Consider the following 545-nt stretch of genomic DNA (forward strand, 5'->3'; position numbering starts at 1 on the left):
CTAGGGCGTGTTGATCAAGAAGGTGCGGGGTGGCCAGCCGCCGCGAGTTGCGCGGGAGAATGGGCGTGTGAAGATCCAGGTGCTGCATATCGAGGATTGCCCGAATTGGCAGGAGGCGGGCGATCGAGTACGGCTGGTGCTCGACTCGATCGGACGGGGCGATGTTCCGGTGGAGTTCGTGTTGATCCGCACCGAGGCTGAGGCGGTGAGCTCTGGTTTCGCGGGCTCGCCCACGATTCTTCTGGACGGTCAGGACTTGTTCCCGTCCCAGGGGAACACTGCCGACTTGGCGTGCAGGGTCTATCTGACCGAGCGCGGCTTTGCGGGTGCGCCGACGGTGGGACAGCTTGAGCGCACGCTGCAGGAGCGCGAAGCGCTCAGCGGAGATCGGTCTTGATCCAGATCAGCGCCGCGGCGAGGCTGACGGCGGCTCGGTAGTTGCGGGCGAGTTTGTCCGAGCGCATCGCGATGCCGCGCCACTGCTTGAGACGGTTGAAGCAGCGTTCTACGACGTTGCGTCCCTTGTAGCGTTCCTTCTGCTTGTC

General features: G+C 64.2%; 2 protein-coding genes. One reads left to right on the plus strand and one right to left on the minus strand.

Annotated elements, in window-relative coordinates; genetic code table 11:
• Window positions 1–67 precede the first annotated feature (67 nt).
• Complete coding sequence (locus AC3ENO_RS14925; RefSeq protein WP_026095586.1) at window positions 68–397, plus strand: hypothetical protein; 330 nt, start codon at window positions 68–70, stop codon at window positions 395–397.
• On the opposite strand, the gene AC3ENO_RS14930 is transcribed toward AC3ENO_RS14925, so the two are convergent.
• Window positions 378–545 (minus strand): transposase (locus AC3ENO_RS14930; protein ID WP_434971353.1); only part of this gene is annotated, 168 nt, incomplete at its 5' end. The two genes, AC3ENO_RS14925 and AC3ENO_RS14930, sit on opposite strands and share 20 nt — an antisense overlap.

Source organism: Microbacterium sp. bgisy207 (genome assembly GCF_057706855.1).